This is a genomic window from Micrococcaceae bacterium Sec5.8, from assembly GCA_039636775.1.
GTDB lineage: Bacteria > Actinomycetota > Actinomycetes > Actinomycetales > Micrococcaceae > Arthrobacter.
Genome location: CP143429.1, coordinates 1,686,036 through 1,704,855, shown reverse-complemented (window position 1 = coordinate 1,704,855; position 18,820 = coordinate 1,686,036). Strand labels below are relative to the sequence as shown.

Sequence of the window (18,820 nt, the reverse complement as noted above, 5' to 3'; positions counted from 1 at the left end):
TATCATGCAACCATGCGGGAGGATAGCGAGTCGGATGCGGTGGTGCTGCAGGCGCGGATTTTCGCTTTCGTGCGCGCGTTCGGGTTGTATCAACCGGACCAAACCCCCTGCGGTCAGCCCTTATCGATTTCCGAGGCCCATGCGGTGACTGAGGTGGACCGTGACGGTCCACTCACTCAAGTCGACCTCGCCGGGCGGCTACGGCTGACGAAGAGTACGGTCAGCCGTCTGGTCGACCAGTTGACAGCCCGCGGCTGGGTGCAGCGCCGCAGACGCGATGGTGACGGACGCCTCGTGTGGCTGGAAGTGACCGACGCTGGACGCCAAGCCGCGGGCGAGCTGGCCGCCGCCCGGGCTGCACGCTTCTCCAGCCTTCTGGAGGCCATCCCGGCTGACCGTCGCCAGACCGTAGTAGACGCCCTGACCCTCCTCGTGGAAGCAGCACATGAATACCCCGACCAGCACTGATAGCAGCCGTCCCCTTCGCCGGAAGGGTCACCGCTGGTGGCTTGCGGGCGTCGTCGCCGCGTTGGTCCTGGCGGCCGGTAGCATCGGCTACGGCATGGCCACAGGGCATCAGGCCGCCAACGGAGAGGCACAGGCAATGGTGGCCCACGCCGTCCAGGTCATGCCGTTCGATTTGAACGCCACCACACACACCTTCACGAAGACCCCCGATGGAGGGGTCGAACAGATCGTCGCCCACAGCTCCGGCGACGAGCACAACGTCACCCTGATCCAGCAGCATCTAAGCAGGGAAGCCGACCAGTTCGCGCAGGGTAACTACAGCGACCCAGTGGCTATCCACGGGACCGCCATGCCCGGCCTGCAGGAACTGCAAGCCGGCGCGTCCCGGATGCAGAGCCACTACGAGCAGCTACCCACGGGTGCAAAGATCACCTTCACTTCCGGTGATACGGCCCTCGTGGCCGCCCTGCATACATGGTTCGAAGCACAAACCATGGACCACTCAATGCCCGGCATGGGCGGCGGAAACTAGCGGGCACTCTTCGGTGAGATGCCAGGGGGGAGCGCGGAACGGTGACCACACCGTCGCCGTGATTTCACCCGGCGCCCTGTTTCGGTGCATCGAATAAGGGCAAGATCACGTCCGATCCTGCTTGCCAGATATACCCCCTAGGGGTATGTTGGGTGTGTTGTCAGTGAAGTGGTTTGTCCAGGCTCCGCGGAATTCGCGGGCCGTCACAGCCGTTCAACCCCAGCACCCCATTACTCCTTCTCGAAAAGGACCAAACTGACATGTGCGGAACAAACACCAGGACCGAACTTCCCCTCGCCACGCCGGAGCAGTCCGGCTGCGGCTGCTGCTCGACCGGGGCCCAAACAACGGCGCCGCCCGCGGCCGACGGCCCCGTGTACTCGATCGAGGGACTCACCTGCGGGCACTGCGTCCAGACCGTCGAAAAGGCCGTCGCCTCCGTGGACGGAGTGGAATCCGCAACCGTGGAGCTCGTCGCCAGGGGCACATCCCGACTGACGGTAGCCGGGAACGCCAGCGCAGACGCGGTCCGCGACGCTGTGACCGGCGCCGGATACAGCGTCGCGCCCGGCCGGTAATCCCGGCGGCGTACCGTGAAGGGAGGGCTCCCAGGGCCGCCCGGCACCGGAACAATTCTTAAGGAGCACAGCAATGGACCACGACCACCACAACGGACCCACAGCCGCGCAAGGGGAGCCAACCGCTCCCCGCAGCGGGTCCGCCGTCGCACACGCACCTGATACGCACGCCGGCCATGCCCGCGGCATGGACGATGAGCACATGGTGCACAGCCATGGCCAGCACGCAGGCCACAGCGTTGCGATGTTCAAGAACAGGTTCTGGCTCACGCTGGCCCTGTCTGTGCCGGTGGTCTACTTCAGCCCCATGTTCGCGGATCTGCTCGGCTACATGCCCCCGGTTTTCCCCGGCTCGGCCTGGATCCCGCCGGTGCTGGGAACCGTGATCTTCTTCTACGGCGGCCAGCCCTTCCTCAAAGGTGGCCTGGATGAACTGAAGAGCCGGAAACCGGCCATGATGCTGCTGATCGCCATGGCCATCAGCGTCGCCTTCATCGCCTCCTGGGTCACGAGCCTGGGGATCGGCGGTTTTGACCTGGACTTCTGGTGGGAGCTGGCCCTGCTGGTGGCGATCATGTTGCTGGGGCACTGGATCGAGATGCGAGCCCTCGGCTCCGCCCGGGGCGCGCTCGACGCTCTCGCCGCACTGCTGCCGGACGAGGCGGACCGGATCACCGCCGAAGGCACGGAAACCGTCAAAGTCAGCGACCTCGTCGCAGGGGACACCGTCCTGGTCCGCTCCGGGGCCCGGATGCCCGCCGACGGCATGGTCGTCGACGGCCAGGCCGAATTCGACGAATCGATGATCACCGGCGAATCCAAAACCGTCCTCCGCTCACCCGGGGATAAAGTCATCGCCGGAACAGTCGCCACCGACAACACCGTCCGCGTGCAGGTCACCGCCGTCGGGGATGAGACGGCCCTGGCCGGGATCCAGCGGCTGGTCGCCGAGGCGCAGGCCTCCTCCTCCAAGGCCCAGGCCCTGGCCGACCGGGCCGCCGCGTTCCTGTTCTACTTCGCCGCCGGCGCCGGCGTCATCACCTTCATCGTCTGGTCACTGCTGGGGAGCATTCCCGACGCCGTCACCCGCACCGTCACCGTGCTCGTAATCGCCTGCCCGCACGCCCTGGGCCTGGCCATCCCCCTGGTCATCGCCATCTCCACCGAACAGGCCGCCCGGGCCGGAGTCCTGATCAAGAACCGAATGGCACTGGAACGGATGCGGACCATCGACGTCGTCCTCTTCGACAAGACCGGGACCCTCACCAAGGGCGAACCCGCCCTCAAGGACGTCGCGACCGCCGAGGGCGTGGACCGGAACAGCCTCCTCGGGCTGGCAGCAGCCGTCGAAGCCGACAGCGAGCACCCGGTGGCCCGGGCCATCGTCCGTGCCGCGCAGGAGCAGGGCATGCAGATTCCGGCGGCTACTGAATTTTCGTCCATGACCGGCCGCGGTGTCCGCGCCACGGTCGACGGCAGAACCATCCAGGTCGGCGGCCCTGCCCTGCTCCGGGACCTCGAAGCAGAAGAACCGCCGGCACTGGCCACCACTACCAAGGCCTGGATGGACCGCGGCGCCGCCGTCCTCCACGTGGTCGAGGGCCGCCAGGTCCTGGGCGCCCTGAGCCTCGAAGACGCCGTCCGCGAGGAATCCCGACAGGCTGTGGCCGCCCTGCAAAACCGGGGCATCAAGGTTGCCATGATCACCGGCGATGCCCGGCAGGTGGCCCACGCGGTTGCCACCGAATTGAACATCTACGAGGTTTTCGCCGAGGTCCTCCCGGCGGACAAGGACAAAAAGGTGGCCGAGCTCCAGGCCCGGGGCCTGAAGGTGGCCATGGTGGGTGACGGTGTCAACGATTCCCCGGCACTGGCCCGCGCCGAGGTCGGCATCGCGATCGGCGCCGGCACCGACGTCGCGATGGAATCGGCCGGCGTGGTCCTGGCCGGCAATGACCCCCGGGCAGTGCTGTCGATGGTGGACCTCTCCCGCGCCAGCTACCGGAAAATGTGGCAAAACCTCATCTGGGCCACCGGCTACAACATCATCTCCGTCCCGCTGGCCGCCGGTGTGCTGGCCTTCGCAGGGATCGTCCTCTCACCCGCCGCGGGAGCGGTGCTGATGTCCATCTCCACCATCGTCGTCGCCCTGAACGCCCAGCTCCTGCGACGGCTCAAACTCAGCCCGGCCCAGGTCCGCTGAACCCGGCGCCGCCCGGGCCCGTCCCGGGCCGGTAACCTAGAAACCATCCAGACCGCACGGAAGGAGGAACACCATGACCGCCATCTCAGCCCGGCGTGCCACGGCGCTTCTCCTCCGGGGTGCCCTTCTGACGGGATTGCTCGCGATCGTCGCCGGCATTTTGGGCATGCACATCATGACCGGCACGCACGCCATGCCGACGGCGGCGGCCACCGGTCATGACACCAGGGCACCGCATGCCATGCCGGCACCTGAGCACCCCGCCCACGTCGCGGACATCACCAAGATCCAGGGCACCACCCCGGTCGCAGCCGCGGTCGCGGGCACCACCGCAACTCCGGGTATCACGGCCGAACCAGGGCCGTCGTGCGCCGATACTGGCGGGTGCACGATGATCTCCACAATGGGCGGGGACTGCGTCCCGTCTCCCGGGACCACGACCCTGACAGCACCGCCACCGGGCGCCACGGCCCTGACTTCCAGCGGCGGGACCATCACCGGCGTTCCCGATACCGGGTACGGGTTCATTCCGCGAAGCCTTTCTCCGGGCCAACTTTCCATCAGCCGGACGTAAACGGCCACGCTGCGCCGTGTCCAGCCCGGCGCGCCCCGCTTACCCGATACGCACCTGCCGGCCGTTCAGGCCGGTTATGGGCGTGTTCCCCGCAGTCGTGCGACAACGACGATTTGATGATTGAAGGACTTGAACTCCATGAAGAAAACTCTGACCATTTCTGCCCTTGGCGTTGCCTCCGTCATAGCCCTCGCGGGCTGCGCGGGGACCTCCGGAAGTACACCTGCCAGCTCCATGCCGGGGACGGGCCATACCGGGATGGGGATGTCCCCCAGCTCAGCCCCGGCCGCCGCGGACCACAACGCGGCAGACACCATGTTCACCCAAGGGATGATCCCGCACCACGCCCAGGCCGTGGAAATGTCCGACATGATGCTCAAGAAGCAGGGCATGGATGCCCGGATCACGGCCCTTGCAACCAAGATCAAGGCCGCGCAGGCACCCGAAATCGAACAGATGACGGGCTGGCTCAAGACCTGGAACGAACCTGCGCAGATGGCTTCCGGCCATGGCATGGGCGACGGGATGATGGGCGATGACGATCTGAAGACGCTCGATGCCGCCCAGGGCGCCGAAGCGGCCAAGCTGTTCCTGACCGGGATGATCGCCCACCACCAGGGCGCCGTCGCAACGGCACAGACTGAAATCAGCCAAGGCAAAAACCCCGACGCGATCCAGCTCAGCAAGGCAATCGTGACCTCACAGACAACCGAAATTCAAGAGATGAAGGGCCTGCTGGCGAGCCTCTGACCGGTGTCCTCCGGCGCCGGCCCGTGAGGGGCCGGCGCCATTCCCTCTTGCCATGCCCCACCTGAATCCTTGGAGTCCCCATGCCCAACCCCTCCCGTCCCCGGCGCCGCGCCGCAGCCGTCCTGGCTGCCGGCGCCGGCCTCATCCTCGCCCTCTCGGCATGCAGTCCGTCCTCCGGCACGGCAGGCCCCGCCCCTACAGGAAACACCGGAAGCGCCATGCCTGACGCGCATGTTCACGGTTTGAGCGTCAGCAGCGAAACCGGCCAGGTGCTCCTGGCCACCCATGATGGCCTGTTCGACGTGTCCAAAAAGCTGGCCGTGAAAATCGGACCCACCAATGACCTCATGGGCTTCACGGCTGCCATGGACGACGGCGTGTTCTACGCTTCCGGACACCCCGGCGCTGGCTCAGCCCTTCCCAGTCCTCTCGGTCTGGTCAAAACCAGCGACGGCGGTAAAACGTGGGAGCAGCTTTCCCGTCAGGGTGAATCCGACTTCCATGCGCTCACTGCGACCAAATCCGGAATCGTCGGCTTTGACGGCTCACTGCGCACCAGCCCGGACGGAAAGACCTGGAACACGGTACCCGCGGATTTCGTCCCTGCCATCCTCGCCGGAATCCCCACCAGCGACACCGTCCTCGCCACCACCCAGGACGGCGTGCAGCGTTCGACCGACGGCGGTGCCACCTGGGCGCTGGACAAGGCCGCGCCGGTGATCCAGTTCGCCGCCTTCGCCAGCGCCACGGAAGCCGTCGGCGTCGAACCCGGCGGCACCGTCCACTACTCCGCAGACGGCGGAGCAACCTGGACCAGGAAGGGCCAGATCAGCGGTGCGGTCCAGGCCGTCGCCGCGACGGAGGGCTCCGACGGGAACCCGAGGGTTTGGGCCGCCACCTCCACCGGAGTGGTGGTCTCCACGGACGGCGGGGCCACTTTCCGGCCCTCCGACGCCGACTGAACCGATGGACATCGGCGGATACTTTGCGTCCATGGTGACTTCCGGCGCGCTGGTCATCGCCATCCCGCTGGCCATGACTGCAGGACTGGTGTCCTTCCTCTCGCCGTGCATCCTTCCTTTGGTGCCCGGCTATCTGGGCTTCGTCTCCGGGCTGACCGACCCGACCCAGCCACATAACCGCCGCCGAGTCCTGGCCGGGGTCGGACTCTTCGTGCTGGGGTTCGCCGCCGTGTTCACCCTCTACGGGGCCGCCTTCGGCGCCATCGGGTCCTGGCTGCTGCGCTGGCAGGATGCCCTGATGCGCGGCCTCGGCATCGTGGTGATCCTGATGGGCGCAGCCCTGCTCGGGCTGGTCCCCTGGCTGCAACAGACCCGAAAGCTCACCCCCGGCCGCAAGACAGGCCTCGCGGGGGCACCCCTGCTCGGGGTCGTCTTTGGACTCGGCTGGACGCCCTGCATGGGTCCGACGCTGAGCGCTGTCCTGTCCCTGAGCGTCACCACCGGCAGTGCAGGACGCGGAGCGCTGCTGGCATTCGCCTACTGCCTGGGCCTGGGCATCCCCTTCGCCCTGACCGCCCTGGGCCTGAACAGGGTCAGCACAGCCCTGACATTCGTCCGCCGTCACATCCGGGTCGTCAACATCGCCGGAGCCTCCATGCTCATCATCCTGGGCGTGCTCATGGTTTCCGGGGTCTGGGTGACGTGGATCTATCAGCTCCAGAACCTCTCCGGAACCTTTCTCACACCCATCTGACACCGCGGCCCGACACTGGGCCCCACCGCGAAGGACTTCACATGAATCACCACCCCGATCACCACCTGGGCCGGCGCCGCTTCCTGGGCCTGTCGGTAGCAACGGCCGCCGCGGCGGCCCTCGCCGCGTGCACCAACACCCAGGGCGCCCCAGGCCTCACGGAGAGGGTCCTGCCAACTGACCCTCTCGTCGCCGACTACGAAGCCCGCCGGGCATTCAGCGGCAAGACCGTCACCCAGAACCTGACCGCCGCATCCTTCCAGGGAACTGTTGCAGGGAAACCAGTCACCACCTGGGGCTACAACGGCGCTCTCACCGCGCCGGCACTCCGGGCCATGGCCGGGGACCGGCTCCAGATAACACTGTCTAACCAGCTGAAGGATCCCACCAGCATCCACTGGCACGGCCTCGCGCTGCGGAACGATCAGGACGGCGTCCCGGACGTCACCCAGGACCCGGTCTCCGCCGGCACCGGGTTCACCTACGATTTCCGTCTCCCCCACCCCGGCACCTACTGGTACCACTCCCACGTCGAAATGCAGCGCGAACGCGCCCTCTACGGGGCACTGATCATCGAGGACCCGGCCGAACAACTCATCTATGACCGGGACTGGGTGATCGTCTTGGATGACTGGATGGACGGTATCACCGGGACCCCGGACGAGGTCCTCAAGGAACTTTCCGGCGGCATGTCCGGGGGATCAATGGGGATGGGCATGAAGCACATGCTCATGGGCTCCCGCAGCGACTTCCTCGGCGGCGACGCCGGCGACGTCAGCTACCCGTACCACCTGTTCAACTCAAAAGCCCCGGATGAGGCCGAAATCCTGACCGCCACGGCCGGGCAGGTCATCCGGCTCCGGATCATCAACGCCGCCGGCGACACCGCGTACCGCGTCGGCATCCCCGGCCAGAAACTCACCCTCACCCACACCGACGGGTTCCCCGTCGTCCACCAGGACGTCGACGCCGTCGTGCTCGGCATGGGTGAACGCATCGACGCCCTCCTCACCGTCAAGGAAGGCTTCACCCCCGCCATGGCACTGCCGGAAGGAAAACCCGGCCAGGCACTCGGATTCATCAGCACCGGCACCGGCAAACAGCCCCTTGCCGCCACCCTGCCGGGCACGTTAGAGGGGACCGTCGTGGACGGCGGGCAGCTCAAAGCCGACCCGAAGGTCACCCTGCTAAGCAAGAGCCCGGACCGTACCCACGAAGTACACCTCACCGGCGGCATGGCCAAATACGACTGGGGCATCAACGGCCACCGCTTCGACATGACCAAGCCATTCGAGAACGCTTTTGAGATCAAGGCCGGCGAACGCGTCGAGGTGAAATTCATCAACGACACCGACATGTGGCACCCCATGCACCTGCACGGCCACACGTTCCAGATCGGTGCCGGCGGGGCCCGCAAAGACACCGTCATCGTCCGTGCCAAACAAACCGTCACAGTGATCTTCGACGCCGACAACCCCGGCCAGTGGCTCACCCACTGCCACAACGCCTACCATGCCGAACGCGGCATGATGGGCGTCTTCTCCTACATCAAATAAGGGACCCCGACCATGAACCCCCCTGTCGCGACAGAACTGTTCTTCCCCTCCCCGGCCGTGAGCGCCTTCCAGCTCGGGCCGTTGACCATACGCTTTTACGCCCTTGCCATCCTGGCCGGCATCCTTGTCGGGGTCTGGCTCACCGCCCGCCGCCTCCGGTCCCGGGGCGGCACAACCGCCCAGACCCTGGACATCGTGGCCTGGGCGGTCCCCTTCGGCATCGTCGGGGGCCGGCTCTACCACGTCATCACCGACAACCAGCTCTACTTCGGACCCGGCACAGACCCCTGGGGCGCGCTGCGGATCTGGGAGGGCGGTCTCGGGATCTGGGGAGCCGTCGCCCTCGGGCTCGTCGGCGCCGGGATCGGCGCCCGCCGCGCCGGTGTCCCCTTCGCCGCGTTCGCGGACGCGGCCGCCCCGGGGCTGCTCCTGGCCCAGGGTCTGGGCCGCTGGGGCAACTGGTTCAACAACGAACTCTACGGCGAACCCACGGACCTGCCCTGGAAACTCCAGATCCACAAAATGGACATGGCCACCGGCCAGGCCCTGACCGCCGCCGACGGCACCCCGGAAATACTCGGCTACTTCCAGCCCACCTTCCTCTATGAATCCCTGTGGTGCCTGGCCGCTGCATCGCTGCTGATGTTCCTGGACCGCCGGTACACGCTCGGCGCGGGGTCCGTGTTCGCCCTCTACATCGTTCTCTACACCGCCGGGCGTTTCGTCTTCGAACTGATGCGCTCGGACCCCGCCAACACGATCCTGGGGTTGCGGGTCAACACCTGGGTCTCAGGTCTGCTCTTCCTCGCCGGCCTGGCCCTCTTCCAGCGGCTCAGGTCCCGTCCCCGCTCCGCCGTCCCACCCGCACCAGTCGTCATCCAGGACTCTGACGCGCACGGCCAATGAGTCCCCGCATGAGCAACACCCGAAAGCCGCGCGAGGAACACCGGACCATCCTCGCCGCCATCCGCAGCCGGCAAATGGCCAAAAAACGCAGGTTCAACATCTTCGTCTATGGCGGCTTCGGCCTGGTCGTGGCTGCCATCATCACCGCAATCGCCCTCGCAGTCACCGGGTCCGTCCAGGACCGGAACACCGCCGCCGAGGCAGCGAGGAAACCCATCGACGGGATCCAGACCTTCACCGGCCTCTCACGCAACCACGTCCAGGACGCCGTCGCCTACCCCCAGGAACCCGGTGTCGGAGGAGAGCACTCCCCCGTCTGGACGAACTGCGGCATCTACACAGAACCGGTCAACGAACAACGCGCCGTCCATTCCCTGGAACACGGCGCCGTCTGGATCACCTACAGCCCTGTCCTGCCGGCGGCCGACGTCGCCAGACTCACCGATCTTGCAAAAGCCAAGCCGTATGTCCTGCTCAGCCCGGACAAGAACCAAACCGCCCCCGTCACCGCCACCGCCTGGGGCACGCAGCTGGCAGTCCAGGATGCAGGGGACCCGCGTATCTCCGCCTTCATCCGCGGCTACGCCCAGTCCCCGAAAGCCCCCGAGCCCGGCGCCGCCTGCACCGGCGGAACCGACGGCTAAGCGCATCTGACCCACTCGAAGGACGTCCATGAAACACGAGAAACCGACCGCTGACGGAGCCCGAAACCAACGCCGCAGTCCTCTCCTCCCGGCAGGACAGCGCCGCCAAGCGCCGCGGGATCCGCTGGCCGTGGTGGAGAACCGTGACGTTCTGCCTCAGGGTCAGCCTCCGAGGCTGACCTTCGGGTAGTGGCCTCGAAGGATGCTTGTCCGCCGCCATCCCCGCCACCCCACTCCCCTGAGTAGCTCTGGCGCCGTAGCCCGCGGGCCTCAGCGCCGCGTCCCGGACCTGACAGGGTCGGTCCGGGCCGTTGCTGGTGCAACTCTCGTCCCTTGCCTGGATAGAGCGCCGGGAATACTCCTTGGGGGCGGCGGCATGGCCGGGCGCAGCAGTCATATATGCACGCAGATCCGATCATGGCGCCGACGGAGCCAGAGTCCGTGACACACCCCCGGGGGTATGTTGGCGTAGTCTGGAATCAGACGGCTGCGTCGTAGGGCCGGTGGAAGGAGTCACCCCATGATGGGTGGGTACGGGTCCGGCGTAGACGTGTCCTGGTTGTTCTGGTTACTCCCGGTCGCGGTCCTCGTTCTAGTGGCGGCTCTCGCGGCCCGGGCATTGTCCGGTAGCGCCCGCCGAAGGGGAACGGGATCAGCGCCGGGGCAGAACCGTAACGCCGCCGCGGGCAGGAGCAACGCACGTCGGATCCTCGATAAGCGATACGCCGGCGGTGAGCTGGGCACGGAGGAATACCGGGACCGGTTGGCGGTGCTTACCGGCCCGGGGACCCAGCCGGAAGGGCCGGGGGTAAATCCACGCGGCGGCGGCCGGAGCGATCAGCCAGTGGCGTTGAGCCTTCCGGAGCTGAAGCAACGGGCCGTGTCGCTTCTGATAGCAGCCGACGACGCCGTGCGCTCCGGCGAGCAGGAAGCAGGATTCGCGCAGGCCCAGTTCGGGGACGTTTCCGTTGCGCCCTTTGTGAAAGCCCTCGCCGATGCCAGGTCAGACCTGGGTGAGTCCTTCAAACTCCAGCAGAAGCTGGACGACGCGATCCCGGCCACCGAGGAGCAACAGCAGGCCTCGTATACCGAGATCATCAGTCGCTGCGAGTCGGCCAGCCAGGCTCTGGCCGAACAGAAAGTCTCCTTCGACTCCCTGCGTGAACTCGAAAAGAACGCACCACGGGCACTCGAACTGCTCCGGGCCGGACAAGCCGAGGCAGCGGCCAAGATAGCGGATGCGGAGCACCACATGACCGAGCTGTGCGTACGGTACTCCGATGCAGCGGTGGCTCCGGTCTCGGACAATATCGCCCAAGCCCGGGAGCGACTGATATTTCTGGACACCGCCGCGCAGGCTGCACAGCAGAAGCTCTCTGAGGCCGACCCGGGCGCCGCGGCCGTCGCTGTCCGCGCTGGCGAAGAAAGCCTGCATCAGACCAACGTGCTGGTTGACGCCATCGGCAAGGTCCGGCATGACCTTGACTCTGCCCGGACTAGTCTCGACCGCGCAGTGGCGGACGCCGCCCAAGACCTCGCCCAGGCCACGGCCACCATGGCGGCCGGGCAGCACACCGACCTCGCGGGCCCCGCCGCAAGCGCCGAGGCGGTCCTGAACCAGGTGCAACAGCAGCTGCAGTCAGGAAGGATCGACCCGATCGCCGCGTTGCAGCGCATTGAAGCGGCGCGCCAAGGCCTGGATCGGGCCCTCTCCGGGGTGCGGAACCAGCAAGATCAGGCGCGGCGCGCCGGGGAGGCTCTCCAGCAGACCATCATGCATGCACAGGCCCGGATCTCGGTTGCCTCGGACTACATCGCCGCCCGGCGCGGCGGTGTGGGACCAGGGGCCAGGACACGACTGGCCGAAGCGCAACGCATTCTGGACACCGCGCTCTCCCTCCAGCAGACGAATCCTGGATCTTCCCTGGCCTACGCGCAGCAGGCCGGGGCTCTGGCGTCCCGGGCGGCAGAGCTCGCCCGGTCCGATGTGCAGGGCTTCGGCGGCCTGGCCAACCGCGGCTACGGCGGCGGGATGTTCGGGAGCCGAGGATGCGGCGGGGGCCTCGGCGGAGCCGTGCTGGGCGGGATCCTGATCGATTCGATCCTGCGCGGCGGCGACGCTGATAGCGGCGCCGGCCGGGACGATGACTCCGGCGGCAGCGGCAGCTTCTGATCCGTCACATCGGAGTTCATTCTCGGTCCGTCAACGTCATCAGTTCCCCCGACCGGCCCGCTTTGGCCCGGCGCTTCGGGGGTCGGCCAAGTCCGCGGTAGATCAAGCACCGCCCGATGGTCCAGGCGCCGGCCAAGTCAGGTGATCTGTTCCGTGGGCATGGCCAGGGTGACCCAGTCGTGCAGTCCTCCCCGGTAGTAGGCCAGTCCGGATGCCGGATACCCGGTTTCCAGCAGCGCACGGATGGCCGCCGGTGACTGCGGGCATTGCGGGCCGTTACAGAAGAACACACTCAGCCTCGAAACGTCGAGTTGATCCCTGAATCCAATAATCCGGTCGTGCGGGATGTTGACTGCGCCTGGAATCGTGACCCCGGACCTGGAGTCAGGTACGCGGCTGTCGATCAGGACGGCGCCGCCGCTGATCTGCTCCAGGAGTTCGAGTTCGCCGAGGGTGACCACCCCGGGTGCGCACTGCAGTGGCTGCAGCTCTCCCCATGTCGTGTCCACCGCTACCAGATCCGGTTCGCCCTCCACCTCCCGGGGCACGCTGGCTGGAGCCTGAGGACGCATTCTCGACATTCGCTTCATTACCGCTGGTTCGACACCCATGCACCCACCCTAACGCCGCCGGACGCGCGGCCTCGGTGGCATTCCACCCCGGCGTCGGCGGTGGCCGCCTCGCTGCACGCCTGGTTCGGCATGCGGACCATGCCATGCCATCCCCGGCATGCGCGCCGGAGGGCTAACGGGAATCCTCCGGCCGGGCTTCGGTCGTATCTTGATTGGGCGAAGGCCTGCTGGCCGGTCGAGGACCGAATTCCCGGATTGAAGCCGCGAGCATCAAACGCCCGCCCGCGCCCCCGCCATATACCCCCATGGGTATGAGGGTGTAGTCTCGAAAGTGATCATCGCAGGCCGGTCAGTACCGGTTTTGCGGGGTAAGGAGACGGTAGTGATGGGTGGATACGGATCAGGCATGGGCTGGACGGGGATGTTCTGGCTGCTGCTGATCGTCGGGGTCCTGCTGCTTGCCGGTCTCGGGATTTGGTTTCTCTCGGCCGGGAGGCGCCGCGGCGGACCCACAGGCTCCCTTGACGGCAGGGGCGCCGGGCCTGCGGGCAGTGGAGGCACACCCCGGGAGATCCTGGATGAACGCTTTGCCAGGGGCGAGCTGACCGCGGAGGAATACCAGGAACGTCTCAAAATCCTCAAGGGCGACAGCTGATGCGGCCTGTCCGCCGACGCACCGCCCTCATCCTGGGGGGCGCCGGAACCGCAGCCGCACTGACGGGCGCGGCAGGCCTGTTGTGGGGCTCCGGAGCCGGGTACCGGTCGACGGGCGGACAGGACTTCAGTGAACCCGAGGTCCTCCGCAGCAGCAACGGGATGCTCCAGGTGCGCCTGAGAGCGGTACAGGCTCAGGCACGGATCGCCGGCACGAACGCCACCGTGTTGACCTACAACGGGTCAGTGCCCGGCCCGACGATGTTCCTGAGGCCCGGTGACCGGGTGAACCTAACATTGGAGAACGGCCTGCGGGATCCGACCAACCTGCACGTCCACGGCCTGCACGTCTCCCCCCAGGGCAACAGCGACAACGTGCTCCTCTCCGTTGACCCCGGAACATCCTTCGATTACGAATACCGCCTCCCCGCGGACCACCCTCCGGGCGTGTACTGGTACCACCCCCACCACCATGGCACGGTCGCCGACCAGGTCTTCGGCGGACTGTACGGTGCCATCATCGTCGAGGACCCGCACCCTGTCCCGGTCGCACGAGACCGGGTCATGGTCATCTCGGACATCTCGCTGAACAGCGACGGAAGCGTCGCTGCGGTGTCGGCGATGGAGAAAATGATGGGCCGGGAAGGCAGCCTCGTTCTGGTCAACGGCCAGTTAAACCCGCAACTTTCGGCCAAACCGGCAGAACGCGAGCGGTGGAGGATCATCAACGCCTGCACCGCCCGGTACTTGAAACTGCGCCTCGACGGCCAGCGCCTGCAGCTGCTTGGACTCGACTCCGGCCGCTATCAGAACCCCCGGGACGTTGATGAGGTGGTGCTGGCTCCAGGCAACCGGGCCGACCTCCTCGTCACCGCGGCCACCGGCACGGCCGTGCTGCGCACCCTGGCGGTGGACAGGGGAACCGCAGGATCCATGATGGGCGCCAGCACCGGAGGCCAACAGGCCCAGACCGACCCCAACGGCACCGTCCTGGCCACCTATGCCGTCAGCGGCGGACCGGCCCCGTCCGCGGAGCCGCTCCCGGCCCAGCCTGCACCCCGGGACCTGCGGTCAGCTGCGGTCACGGCACGGCGGGAACTGACCTTCGCAATGGGAATGGGAATGGGCATGGGCATGGGGTCGGGAATGAGCTTCACCTTTAACGGCAAACCTTTCGACCCGGACCGGATTGACACCACCGTCCCGGACGGGGCCCTCGAGGAGTGGACGCTGACGAACACCAGCCCAATGGACCACCCTTTTCATCTGCACGTATGGCCCATGCAGATCATCGAACAGGCCGGCCGGCCCGTATCCGACCCCGAGTGGCAGGATGTGGTCAACGTCCCGGCCCGCAGCAGCGTGCGAGTCCGGATCGCGTTCGATGATTTCACCGGCAAGACCGTCTACCACTGCCATATCCTCGACCACGAGGACAGCGGCATGATGGGCCTCATCGAATCCCGGTGACACGGCGATGCGGCGTCAATGACTCACCGTGAAACCCAATAAAGGAGCATATCCATGAGCTACGCACACACCATCACCGTCGCCCTGCCGTACGAGGAAGCGGTGCGCCGGACCAGGGAGGCGCTCCTGGGCCAGGGCTTCGGGGTCCTCTCCGAGATCGATGTCCGCTCAACCTTTGAGGCCAAGCTCGGGGAGGAGAGCGGAAAGGCCCTGGGCGACTACCTCATCCTGGGCGTCTGCAATCCCGCCCTGGCCCAGCGCGCTCTCACCGCGGAACCGGACATGGGCCTGCTCCTTCCGTGCAACGTCGTCATCCGGCGCGGCAGCGACGCCAACGCGACCGTCATCCAAACGATCGACCCGGAGACAATGGTCAAGCTCAGTGACGCCCCTGCCGTCGCCCTGGTCGCCGGCGAAGCCGATGACCGGCTCCGGGCCGCATTGAAAGAGCTTCAAACCGCCTGAGACCCGGCCGGCCTCCGGACCGGCGGCTCATGGGACGCGAAAAAGAGATCATTGTGTCCGCATGCGCATCGGAGCATGGCTGCCGCCGCCGGCCCCTGAAGCAGACTGTATACACCCGCCATACACCCGCCGGGCCTTTGGGCACTGTTCCGGGAAGCGGGACCGACGTAGTTTCGCCAGAGGAGGTCTGATCATGATGTATGGCTGGGACTGGAATGGCTGGGGTATCGGCGCGTGGGTAGCCATGGCCGTGTTGATGCTGATTTTCTGGGGCGGAGTAGTCACTGTCGTTGTGCTCCTGGTCCGGCGCCCACATCCGGGTGAGGGACCGGCCCCACAGCGGCCGCCGCACCACGACGCTGAGCGTATTCTTACTGAGCGCTTCGCCCGCGGGGAAATCGACGAACAGGAGTTCACCGCCCGGCGCACGGCGCTCAGGCGCCAGGAGTGAAGCAGTTGAGCCGCCGAGGACAGGTTATCCTCGGGATCGCATCCGTGGTCCTTCTGACCGCGCTGTCCCTCGTGGCAGTCGGCGTCGTGGGCGGTCTTGTGAATCCCGGGGGCACCGGTTTTCTGTCCCGGACCCGCTGCGTGGCACCGAATCTTCCCGGTCCGGTTGTCAGTGTTTCACTGACCAACATGGGCGGGCCCATGATGGGCCCACGAAACGGCACCATGGGCGGGGCCATGCGCATGACCGCAGACCGAAGCACCGTGGCCCACGGCACGGTGTCCTTCCTGGTCACCAACGCGGGCACCATCAGCCATGAACTCATCATCCTTCCCCTTCCCGAGAACCAGGTCCCCGGCACGCGCCCGATCGGCGGGGACGCCAAAATCGATGAGGCCGGCAGTCTCGGGGAAGCGTCCAACACCTGCGCCGAAGGCTCCGGGCAAGGAATCCTTCCCGGCGCGTCAGGCTGGGTCACCGTCACGCTGCCGCCAGGTCGGTATGAACTGGCCTGCAATCTCCCGGGCCACTACGCCGCCGGCATGTATACCCAGCTCACCGTCAGCTAACCCTTTCGGGTCTCCTGTCTAGGACAGGATAGGCGGCAGATCAGATGGCCCACGATCAGTCGAGGGACCTCCGCCCCCTTCGTTGATCTCAGGGGTCATAATGAGGCCATGCACATTGAACTACTGACCATTCCGGGTTGCCCCCACAGCCGCTCGGCCCGGGAACTGTTCGCCAACGCGTTGGAGCTGGAAGGCATCGATCCGGCGACACTCACCGTCACGGAGATCACCACAGACGCTGATGCGACAGCAGTGTCATTTCGAGGATCTCCCTCCTTCATCATTGACGGGACAGATCTTTTCCCATCCAACGCGGCGCCGGCCCTCACATGCCGGGTGTATCCAAGCCGACGCGGATTCGTAGGACAACCAGACCTGGAACCCCTACGCGCAGCAATCCGCGGTGCCGGGCCTCGGGTGGGGCCGCCAACCTGAGGCGCGGTGAGAACGCCATGGAGCCAACAAGGGACGAGATCACGTTCGGGTACTGCCGTACTTCCCACCTCCTCGACACCTGGCTCGCGAGCACAACCTCGGCTGAACTCCACCGCAAAAGCGACGGCACGCGGTGGACCAATGAAGAGCTGCTGTTCCACATGGTCTTCGGCTACATGGTTGTCCGCGCCCTGCTTCCCCTTGTTCGGGTCGTCAGCCGACTCCCCAGGCCTGCCGGAAAAGCATTTGCCGCCGCGCTGAACGCGGGGACCCGCCCGTTCGATGCTGTGAATTACTGGGGCTCCCGGGCCGCAGCCCTCGTCTACAACCGGCGGAGAATGGGCCGGAAAATGGAACGAACCATCAATGCCCTGTCAGGGACCCTGGAAAGAGAGAGCTCCCGATCCCTCGCCCGCTCAATGCCGTTCCCCGACAGGTGGGACCCGTTCTTCAAGCCCGTCATGACGCTTCAGGAGGTCTACGCCTACCCCACTCTGCACTTCGACTTCCATGCCAAGCAGCTGAATATCCGGTACCCGGAGAGCCGGGGCCGGCCCTGAAACCGCTGGCTGGCTCCCCGGTGGACAACGGTCATCCGAGGCCCCGAGGCCCCGAGGCCCGAACATGATGACAACCACGCCGGCCAGACATATCCCCGATCCGATGATGTCCCAGCGGTCCGATCGGAAGCCGTCAAAGATTATGCCCCACGCAAGAGACCCAGCGACAAACACCCCGCCGTATGCCGCGAGGATGCGGCCGAAATGCGCGTCCGCCTGCAGGGCCGCGACGAAACCATAGATTCCCAGCGTGATGACCCCCACCCCGGCCCACCGCCACGCCTTGTCCTCCAGGACCGCCTGCCACACCAGCCAGGCACCGCATATCTCGGCGACCGCCACCAGCGCAATCAACAGGCCTGACCGGGCCATAGTCATGCAATTATCCTGTCACCGGGCGATGTCCTAATCCTGCCGCCACTCCACCTTCGCCGTGGCCTCAGCGGGTCTGTTGTTCGTGCTGCGCTCTTGAGGACGCCATCTGCGCCCTTCCCTATCCGTTCATCGGGAGATGAGCTTTTAGCGTCAGGGCGCAGCTCCCCCGGTGGGTAAGACGTGCAGGCAGAGGGTCTGTCGAGTGATACCGAGTTCGGTGCAGACGTCGCTGACTTTTGTTCCGGGCTTGCCCATGGAGGCCATGGCAAGCCGGAGATTGGCGGGGGCATCTTGCAGGGGCGTCCACCGTGGCGACCGCGGACGCGGGCGGCGGTGAGGCCTGCGGTGGTGCGCTCCGAGATGAGTTCGCGTTCGAATTCGGCGAGGGCTGCGAAGATTCCGAAGACGAGCTTGCCGGAGGCAGTGGTGGTGTCGATGGCGGCGCACTGGCCCGTGAGGACCCTGAGTCCGACGCCGCGTTCGGTCAGGTCGCGGACGATGCTAACCAGATGCCGAAGGTCCCGGCCGAGCCGGTCGAGTTTCCAGACAACCGGGGCATCCCGCGGCGCAGGGCTTCGAGGCTGGGAAGGCCATGCCAGCAAAGCCCACCAGTTCCTGCAACTCGCCCTCGAAGCCGGCCCCGCCTACCGGCTTGCCAGGCTCAGCGAGCTCATGGTCAGCTCCGGATCAGTTGCCATGTCATGCCGTTGCCCCCGCACTCCTGCTTGAACAGGTATCAGAGCGGAAATTCCGGACCGGCCGCAACCCTTGGGTCGGTAAAAAGAATAATCAGAAATCATGTTGTACGCGGCCCTGGCCACCATGAAGTAGTGAACGCGAAAACCCAACAAAAAGAAGAACAATGATGAACTTCCAGACGAAGCCCCGCAGGACGGTACTCGGTCCGCCGTAGAGAGCCGCTCCCCCACATAACCAAATAGGTCAATCCGGGACCCCACACACCCGGAACGTCAGATCAGAGGCGAGAGTGTGCACAATGTGCACACGAAAAAACATCAAAAATACCCCTGACCTGCGGAAACACTGTGCCCGAGGTGGGACTCGAACCGGGTTCCAGCCCTTGCAAACACTGGACTCCCGCCGAAACATACGGAATCCGGGCCAGTCCGGCACCGGTACGGCCCAATCCGAGACCCAAAGTGTGGACA

19 protein-coding genes and 2 pseudogenes are annotated in these 18,820 nt (G+C 66.2%); 18 read left to right on the top strand and 3 right to left on the bottom strand.

Annotated elements, in window-relative coordinates:
- Positions 1-12: 12 nt before the first annotated feature.
- The 12 genes from VUN84_07880 to VUN84_07825 all read left to right on the top strand — a co-directional run bounded on the left by VUN84_07880 (position 13) and on the right by VUN84_07825 (position 12,100).
- Positions 13-468, top strand: a complete 456-nt coding sequence (locus VUN84_07880; GenBank protein XAS65544.1) for a MarR family winged helix-turn-helix transcriptional regulator — start codon at positions 13-15, stop codon at positions 466-468.
- A complete protein-coding gene (locus VUN84_07875; GenBank protein ID XAS65543.1) occupies positions 446-1,000 on the top strand; it encodes a hypothetical protein in 555 nt (184 codons plus the stop codon). Before VUN84_07880 ends, VUN84_07875 begins: the two co-directional genes overlap by 23 nt.
- Before the next feature lie 260 nt (positions 1,001-1,260).
- Positions 1,261-1,578 (top strand): heavy-metal-associated domain-containing protein, encoded by a 318-nt coding sequence (locus tag VUN84_07870; GenBank protein ID XAS65542.1) that lies wholly within the window; start codon positions 1,261-1,263, stop codon positions 1,576-1,578.
- 73 nt (positions 1,579-1,651) lie between these two features.
- Positions 1,652-3,781, top strand: a complete 2,130-nt coding sequence (locus tag VUN84_07865; GenBank protein XAS65541.1) for a heavy metal translocating P-type ATPase — start codon at positions 1,652-1,654, stop codon at positions 3,779-3,781.
- Between the two features lie 73 nt (positions 3,782-3,854).
- Complete coding sequence (locus tag VUN84_07860) at positions 3,855-4,355, top strand: hypothetical protein (GenBank protein XAS65540.1); 501 nt, start codon at positions 3,855-3,857, stop codon at positions 4,353-4,355.
- A gap of 138 nt (positions 4,356-4,493) precedes the next feature.
- On the top strand, positions 4,494-5,105 hold the full coding sequence (locus tag VUN84_07855) for a DUF305 domain-containing protein (protein ID XAS65539.1): 612 nt from the start codon (positions 4,494-4,496) through the stop codon (positions 5,103-5,105).
- A gap of 80 nt (positions 5,106-5,185) precedes the next feature.
- Positions 5,186-6,067, top strand: a complete 882-nt coding sequence (locus VUN84_07850; GenBank protein XAS65538.1) for an exo-alpha-sialidase — start codon at positions 5,186-5,188, stop codon at positions 6,065-6,067.
- Positions 6,068-6,071: 4 nt separating this feature from the next.
- Positions 6,072-6,821, top strand: coding sequence for a cytochrome c biogenesis protein CcdA (locus tag VUN84_07845; protein XAS65537.1), 750 nt, complete (start codon positions 6,072-6,074; stop codon positions 6,819-6,821).
- A gap of 41 nt (positions 6,822-6,862) precedes the next feature.
- On the top strand, positions 6,863-8,377 hold the full coding sequence (locus VUN84_07840; GenBank protein ID XAS65536.1) for a multicopper oxidase family protein: 1,515 nt from the start codon (positions 6,863-6,865) through the stop codon (positions 8,375-8,377).
- 12 nt (positions 8,378-8,389) lie between these two features.
- Positions 8,390-9,283 (top strand): prolipoprotein diacylglyceryl transferase, encoded by an 894-nt coding sequence (lgt, locus tag VUN84_07835; GenBank protein XAS65535.1) that lies wholly within the window; start codon positions 8,390-8,392, stop codon positions 9,281-9,283.
- Positions 9,284-9,291: 8 nt separating this feature from the next.
- Entirely contained in the window at positions 9,292-9,927 is a 636-nt protein-coding gene (locus VUN84_07830) for a DUF3105 domain-containing protein (protein XAS65534.1), read from the top strand.
- An 880-nt stretch (positions 9,928-10,807) separates the two neighbouring features.
- Complete coding sequence (locus VUN84_07825) at positions 10,808-12,100, top strand: hypothetical protein (GenBank protein XAS65533.1); 1,293 nt, start codon at positions 10,808-10,810, stop codon at positions 12,098-12,100.
- Positions 12,101-12,237: 137 nt separating this feature from the next.
- Here the strand turns inward: VUN84_07825 and VUN84_07820 are convergent, their stop codons facing one another.
- On the bottom strand, positions 12,238-12,672 hold the full coding sequence (locus VUN84_07820) for a rhodanese-like domain-containing protein (GenBank protein XAS65532.1): 435 nt from the start codon (positions 12,670-12,672) through the stop codon (positions 12,238-12,240).
- Between the two features lie 385 nt (positions 12,673-13,057).
- Between VUN84_07820 and VUN84_07815 the strand changes: the two genes are divergently transcribed.
- From VUN84_07815 to VUN84_07790, 6 genes are all read left to right on the top strand, one after another.
- Positions 13,058-13,327 (top strand): SHOCT domain-containing protein, encoded by a 270-nt coding sequence (locus tag VUN84_07815; protein ID XAS65792.1) that lies wholly within the window; start codon positions 13,058-13,060, stop codon positions 13,325-13,327.
- Complete coding sequence (locus VUN84_07810; GenBank protein XAS65531.1) at positions 13,327-14,796, top strand: multicopper oxidase family protein; 1,470 nt, start codon at positions 13,327-13,329, stop codon at positions 14,794-14,796. Before VUN84_07815 ends, VUN84_07810 begins: the two co-directional genes overlap by 1 nt.
- 54 nt (positions 14,797-14,850) lie before the next feature.
- Positions 14,851-15,261, top strand: a complete 411-nt coding sequence (locus VUN84_07805; protein ID XAS65530.1) for a DUF302 domain-containing protein — start codon at positions 14,851-14,853, stop codon at positions 15,259-15,261.
- A 193-nt stretch (positions 15,262-15,454) separates the two neighbouring features.
- A complete protein-coding gene (locus VUN84_07800; GenBank protein XAS65529.1) occupies positions 15,455-15,712 on the top strand; it encodes an SHOCT domain-containing protein in 258 nt (85 codons plus the stop codon).
- Positions 15,713-15,756: 44 nt separating this feature from the next.
- The gene (locus tag VUN84_07795; GenBank protein XAS65528.1) at positions 15,757-16,281 is read left to right on the top strand and encodes a sulfocyanin-like copper-binding protein; all 525 of its coding nucleotides are present in this window, start codon (positions 15,757-15,759) and stop codon (positions 16,279-16,281) included.
- A 452-nt stretch (positions 16,282-16,733) separates the two neighbouring features.
- Positions 16,734-17,276, top strand: coding sequence for a DinB family protein (locus VUN84_07790; protein ID XAS65527.1), 543 nt, complete (start codon positions 16,734-16,736; stop codon positions 17,274-17,276).
- A 39-nt stretch (positions 17,277-17,315) separates the two neighbouring features.
- Here VUN84_07790 and VUN84_07785 read toward each other — a convergent pair.
- Together VUN84_07785 and VUN84_07780 are read right to left on the bottom strand one after the other, a co-directional pair.
- Positions 17,316-17,654: pseudogene (locus VUN84_07785) on the bottom strand (YnfA family protein).
- A 147-nt stretch (positions 17,655-17,801) separates the two neighbouring features.
- Positions 17,802-18,202, bottom strand: a pseudogene (locus VUN84_07780) (recombinase family protein).
- Positions 18,203-18,820 lie beyond the last annotated feature (618 nt).

What these genes read in the sequence shown, in the direction of transcription:
- VUN84_07880 (XAS65544.1), top strand. Translation starts at nt 13, where the DNA reads ATGCGGGAGGATAGCGAGTCGGATGCGGTGGTGCTGCAGGCGCGGATT.
- VUN84_07875 (XAS65543.1), top strand. Translation starts at nt 446, where the DNA reads ATGAATACCCCGACCAGCACTGATAGCAGCCGTCCCCTTCGCCGGAAG.
- VUN84_07870 (XAS65542.1), top strand. Translation starts at nt 1,261, where the DNA reads ATGTGCGGAACAAACACCAGGACCGAACTTCCCCTCGCCACGCCGGAG.
- VUN84_07865 (XAS65541.1), top strand. Translation starts at nt 1,652, where the DNA reads ATGGACCACGACCACCACAACGGACCCACAGCCGCGCAAGGGGAGCCA.
- VUN84_07860 (XAS65540.1), top strand. Translation starts at nt 3,855, where the DNA reads ATGACCGCCATCTCAGCCCGGCGTGCCACGGCGCTTCTCCTCCGGGGT.
- VUN84_07855 (XAS65539.1), top strand. Translation starts at nt 4,494, where the DNA reads ATGAAGAAAACTCTGACCATTTCTGCCCTTGGCGTTGCCTCCGTCATA.
- VUN84_07850 (XAS65538.1), top strand. Translation starts at nt 5,186, where the DNA reads ATGCCCAACCCCTCCCGTCCCCGGCGCCGCGCCGCAGCCGTCCTGGCT.
- VUN84_07845 (XAS65537.1), top strand. Translation starts at nt 6,072, where the DNA reads ATGGACATCGGCGGATACTTTGCGTCCATGGTGACTTCCGGCGCGCTG.
- VUN84_07840 (XAS65536.1), top strand. Translation starts at nt 6,863, where the DNA reads ATGAATCACCACCCCGATCACCACCTGGGCCGGCGCCGCTTCCTGGGC.
- lgt (XAS65535.1), top strand. Translation starts at nt 8,390, where the DNA reads ATGAACCCCCCTGTCGCGACAGAACTGTTCTTCCCCTCCCCGGCCGTG.
- VUN84_07830 (XAS65534.1), top strand. Translation starts at nt 9,292, where the DNA reads ATGAGCAACACCCGAAAGCCGCGCGAGGAACACCGGACCATCCTCGCC.
- VUN84_07820 (XAS65532.1), bottom strand. Translation starts at nt 12,672, where the DNA reads ATGCGTCCTCAGGCTCCAGCCAGCGTGCCCCGGGAGGTGGAGGGCGAA.
- VUN84_07815 (XAS65792.1), top strand. Translation starts at nt 13,058, where the DNA reads ATGGGTGGATACGGATCAGGCATGGGCTGGACGGGGATGTTCTGGCTG.
- VUN84_07810 (XAS65531.1), top strand. Translation starts at nt 13,327, where the DNA reads ATGCGGCCTGTCCGCCGACGCACCGCCCTCATCCTGGGGGGCGCCGGA.
- VUN84_07805 (XAS65530.1), top strand. Translation starts at nt 14,851, where the DNA reads ATGAGCTACGCACACACCATCACCGTCGCCCTGCCGTACGAGGAAGCG.
- VUN84_07800 (XAS65529.1), top strand. Translation starts at nt 15,455, where the DNA reads ATGATGTATGGCTGGGACTGGAATGGCTGGGGTATCGGCGCGTGGGTA.
- VUN84_07790 (XAS65527.1), top strand. Translation starts at nt 16,734, where the DNA reads ATGGAGCCAACAAGGGACGAGATCACGTTCGGGTACTGCCGTACTTCC.